This is a genomic window from Aquabacterium sp. (genome assembly GCF_041915145.1).
In the GTDB taxonomy this organism is placed as follows: Bacteria; Pseudomonadota; Gammaproteobacteria; order Burkholderiales; family Burkholderiaceae_C; genus Aquabacterium.
In genome coordinates this window covers 1-4,617 of the sequence record NZ_JAYSBZ010000127.1, presented here as the reverse complement: position 1 = coordinate 4,617, position 4,617 = coordinate 1, and the positions used below count along the sequence as shown (strand labels likewise).

General features: G+C 69.5%; 4 protein-coding genes. All 4 read right to left on the bottom strand.

Going from position 1 to position 4,617, the window contains the following annotated elements; genetic code table 11:
* Nucleotides 1-770, bottom strand: a 770-nt coding sequence (locus ACE3SS_RS14835; RefSeq protein WP_374595276.1) for a hypothetical protein, incomplete at its 3' end; no start/stop codon positions are given.
* A 2-nt stretch (nt 771-772) separates the two neighbouring features.
* A complete protein-coding gene (locus ACE3SS_RS14830; protein WP_374595274.1) occupies nt 773-3,217 on the bottom strand; it encodes an RND family transporter in 2,445 nt (814 codons plus the stop codon).
* Complete coding sequence (locus tag ACE3SS_RS14825) at nt 3,214-4,260, bottom strand: YCF48-related protein (RefSeq protein ID WP_374595272.1); 1,047 nt, start codon at nt 4,258-4,260, stop codon at nt 3,214-3,216. Before ACE3SS_RS14825 ends, ACE3SS_RS14830 begins: the two co-directional genes overlap by 4 nt.
* Before the next feature lie 41 nt (nt 4,261-4,301).
* Nucleotides 4,302-4,617 (bottom strand): DUF1329 domain-containing protein (locus tag ACE3SS_RS14820; RefSeq protein WP_374595270.1); only part of this gene is annotated, 316 nt, incomplete at its 5' end.

Genomic DNA, 4,617 nt, shown 5'->3' with positions numbered 1-4,617 from the left:
AGGCCCCAGCGGGCCCCGATCACCCCCGCCACCGCCCATTGGCCCGACATGGCGCAATAGATGCCGAAAGTGGCCATCAGCAAGAGCGCCCACCAGCGCGGCGAGCCCCGCACCGCCTGGTGCGGCGAGGCATCGCCCGACGACTGCAACGCGCCATGCACGTGCTCGGGCAGCCAGGCCACGGCCGGCGCCATCAGCACCACGAACAGGGCCAGCCCGGCGAACAGCCACTCGTGGTCAGGGTGCCCTTGCGCGAGAGACAAACCCACCATCAGGGCGCCCATCACCAACCCGCCGTAGGCCGTGACACGGCCCCACCACGCCTCGGCCTGCTCTTGGCCGGCCAAGGCATGCGCCATGCGCGCCACCAGCCAGCCGGCCCCGAGCCCGGCAACCACCCGACCGGCACCAGCCCACCATGGCGCAGCAGCCTGGAACGGGCCGGTGCCCGCGCCACTGGCCGCCCAGGTCAACCCCTCGCCCAGCACGCAGGCGAGCAGGGCCAGCCAAGGCGCCACATGACGTTGCCAGCGCGCCAGGATCTGGCTCACCAGCAGCCCCAGCATCAGCCCCAGCACTTCGAGGCTGGCCAGCCCCGTGGCCACTTCTTCGCCCAGATGCAGCACGCGCATCAGCTCGACCACGATGAGCGGCATCACCAGCGTGCACTTCATGGCAATGGCGTAAAGCGCGGTCAACGCCGTGACTTCGCGCCGCCCCAGGGCGATGACGCGGCGGGCTTCGACCGTGGCCTGAGACGCGCTCGCCATGCTCAAGTCGGCTCCGGCGTGGTGGTGCAGGCCGACGCAGCGGGGGCGTCCAACGAGGTGGCCGCGCACGGCACCACGGCGCGCCGACGCCACGTGAGCAGCAGCACCGCCAGGGCCGGCAGCAACAGCATCGCGCCCAGCACGTTGACGATGAACATGAAGGCCAGCAGCAAGCCCATGTCGGCCTGGAACTTGAGTGCCGAGAACGCCCACGAGCCCACGCCCACGCTCATGGTGGTGGCGGTGAACAACACGGCCCGGCCGCGCTCATGCAAGGCCAGCGCCCAGGCCTCGGCCAAGGGCAGGCCATCGTGCAGGTGGTGCTTGAGGCGTTCGTACAGGTAGATGCCGTAGTCCACCCCCACCCCCACGCCGAGCGTGACCACCGGCAGCGTGGACACCTTGAGTCCGATGCCGAGCAGCGTCATGGTGGCATTGCACAGCAACGAAACCAGCGCCAGCGGCACGATGATGACGACCATGCCCGTGAGATCGCGGAAGGTGAGCAGGCACAACACGGCCAGCGACGCGAAGATCGCCGCCAGCATGCGCGGCTCGGCTGCCTTGACCGCCTCGTTGGTGGCCGCCATCACGCCCAGGTTGCCACCGCCCAGCACCAGCCGCGCCGGGGCCTGCGGGTGGGCGCGGTCATAGCCCTGAACGGCTTGTACGAGGCGCTGGATGGTCTCGCTGTCGTGGTCGGCGGCGAACACCAGCACCTGCATCGCATCGCAGTTGGGCGACACCAGGCCCGTGCCGTCGCTGATGAGCTGGTTCGACGCCTGCCCCATCGCCGCCGCGTCGTCCGAGATGACCTGCCACTTGATGTTGCCCTCGTTCCAGCCGGCGTTGATCATCGCGGCGTAGTGCGGATAGGCAATCACGTTCGACACCCCCGGCACCTCGCGCAGCGCGGCGTCGAGCCCGTCCACGTAGTCGGCCACGTCGGGGCGCAGGCAGATCTGCGTGTCGTCGCCCTTCGCTGCAGCGGGGGGGGCCACGTAGACCGACAGCAGCTCGCTGCCGAGGCTGAAGGATTTCAGGATCGCGGCGGCGTCGCGGTTGTAGCGGGCGTCGGCAAAGAACTCGGGCATGCCCTGACCTTGATCGCCAATGCGCACCTGCGAGCCCTTGACGTGGCCGAACACCGCCAGCAGCGCCGACACGGCCACCACGGCGATCGCCCCTTTGGGCTGCGCGGCAGCCGTCAACCAGGCCAGACCGCGCGGCAGGTGGTGTGCAGCGGCGGCTTGCCCGGTCGCTGGCACCTGCGGCGCATGCCGAGCGTGACCGAACGACAGCACCACCGGCAGCAGCACCTTGTTGGTGAAGATCATCAGGCTCACGCCGATGCTGGCCATGATGCCGAGCTCGCGAACCATGTCGATGTCGACCAGCATGATCACCAGAAAGCCGATCGCGTTGGTGAGCAGCGCCAGCGTGCCCGGCACGAACAAGGCCGTGAACGCGGCCCGCGCCGCGTCGCGAGGCTCGGCTCCGGCGCGCACCGCGCGGCCCCACACGCTGGTCATCTGCACGGCGTGGCTCACCCCGATGGTGAAGAGCAGATACGGCACGAGGATGGACAGCGGGTCGATGCCCAAGCCCATGAGCGGCAACACGCCGAGCAGCCACACCACCGGCAGCAGCGCGACCAGAAAGGCCCGCCACGTCAGCGCCCACGAGCGGGTGTAGAGCCGCAGCAGCGCCGTGGTGAGCGCACCGGCCGAGGCGAAGAACAGCAGCACGCCGCGGGTGCCTTCGCCGATGTCGCCGATCACCTTGGCAAAGCCGACGATGTGCACGTCGACCTGCGCGTCGGCGTACTTGGCACGCAGCGCTTCGAGCCTGGCGGCCACTTGTTCGTAGTCGAGCTGCTTCGTCGAGCCGGGGATCTCGTCTTGCAGCTCGAACTGCACCAGCGCGCCCTTGAGGTCGTTGCTGACCAGGTGCCCGATCTCGCCCGACTTCTCGGTGTTGGCGCGCACCGCCGCCAGGTCTTCGGCCGAACCGCTGAAGCCCGAGCGGATCACGCTGCCGCCAGCGAAGCCCTGCTCGGTGATCTCGACGTAGCGCACGCGGGGCGTCCAGAGCGAGGTGACCGATTCGCGCTTGACGCCATCGATGAAGAACACGTCGTCCGTCACGGCCTTGAGCCGGTCGAGAAAGGCGCGGTTGAAGATGTCGCCCTGCTTGCTCACCAGAGCCACGACCACGGTGTTGGCGCCGCCAAAAGTGGGCTCGTAATGCAGGAAGGCCTGCATGAAAGCGTGGTGGCGCGGAATGGTCTTCTCGAACCGCGCATCGGCCTGCAAGCGGGTGGCCGACCAGCCCAGCGCCACGGTGGCCAGCACGAAGCCCAGCAAGATCGGCAGCCGCCAGCGGATCAGCACATCGGCGAGCCAGGCGGTGAAGGCATCCAGCCGACGCGCAGTCGGGGCGGTCATAGCGCCGCCCCCACGGGCATGACCCAAGCGGCGCGGTCGAGCCGGCGCACGCCGATCTCGCCCACGGCCAGCAGCGCTGGCGCACCGCCAGCCGGCGTGCAAGGCAGCAAAGCGCACCACGCGCCATAGCCTTCGCGCACCTGCTTGACCGGGCTCCAGTTGCCCGACGCGGAGTCGTGCGCCCAATGGCTGAGCGCCCCGCCACTGCCGGCGAGCAGCACGCTGCCGTCGTCCAGGGCCGTTACGCCCAACCAAGACTGCCGCTGCGCCGCGCTGTGCACGGCCCACTGCGCCCCGCCATCGCTGGACGACAGCACGACGCCACCCAGGCCCGCCGCAACGAAATGCCCGGCCGAGGTGGTGGCCACCGCAAACAGCGACGCCTTGTTGGGCGTGTTGACCTCGGCCCAGCTCTGGCCGCCATCGGCGCTGCGCAAGATCAAGCCGGCCTCGCCCACGATCACCACCTGCCCTTGCGCATTGGCGGCGCAGGCGTTGTAGTGGCGGTCGCCCTTGCTGGGCGACAGTCGCTTCCAGCTCGCGCCCGCATCGTTGCTGCCCCAGCAGGCCCCGAAGGCGCCCACCGCCAGGATCTGGGTGGCAGACAGCACCACGGCATCCAGCAGGGTCACCGCGTCCTGCGTGGGCAGCGCGGCAGCCAGCCAGGTTTGACCGCCATCCACGCTGCGCCGAACCGCCCGCCGGTGCCCCACGGCCACACCGAGCCGCTGCGCGGGCCCCGCGCCAAAAGCGATCGAGGTCAAGGCCCCGGGCGCCGCAGCGCCCAGCACGCGCCAGTTGGCACCGCCGTCGTCAGAACTCAGCAAGTGGCCGCGGTTGTCGGCCACCCACAAACGGTTGCCCACCGAGCGAGCGGCGATCAGCACGCCATCGCGCAACGCCGCCAAGCCTGATGCAGCCGGCGGCGCGACCGCCGGCCCCGGTGCAGCGCGAGCCGGCAAGGCCAGCGCCGCGCCCGCCAGGCCCGGCAGCAGGCGCCCCAGAATCTGGCGGCGGCTGACAAGAGAACCGAGAAACGACATCTTCAACCGCCTCAACTGCTGGGTAACGCCGGGTTCAGGGCTCAGCGCGTGCCGAGCGTGCGCAGGTTCTGCTCCGAGAAGTAATCGGGCTTGTGCTGCGGCAGGGTCATGATCTCTTTCTCGGTGTTGACCAGGCCGTTGGCCAGATAGCGGCCCGAGCGCAGGTCGTAGTAGATGTCGTTGTTGGTGTAGATCGCGCCCACCCAGGGGTTGACCACCGGAATGGCCTCCGACACGCGCCACAACTCGCCGCGGGTGTCGTACTTCTCTTGCACCACCACGGCCCACGAGTCCTCGTCCACGTAGAACACGCGCTTGCCGTAGATGTGGCTCGCGCCCTTCTTCAGCGTGGCCTCG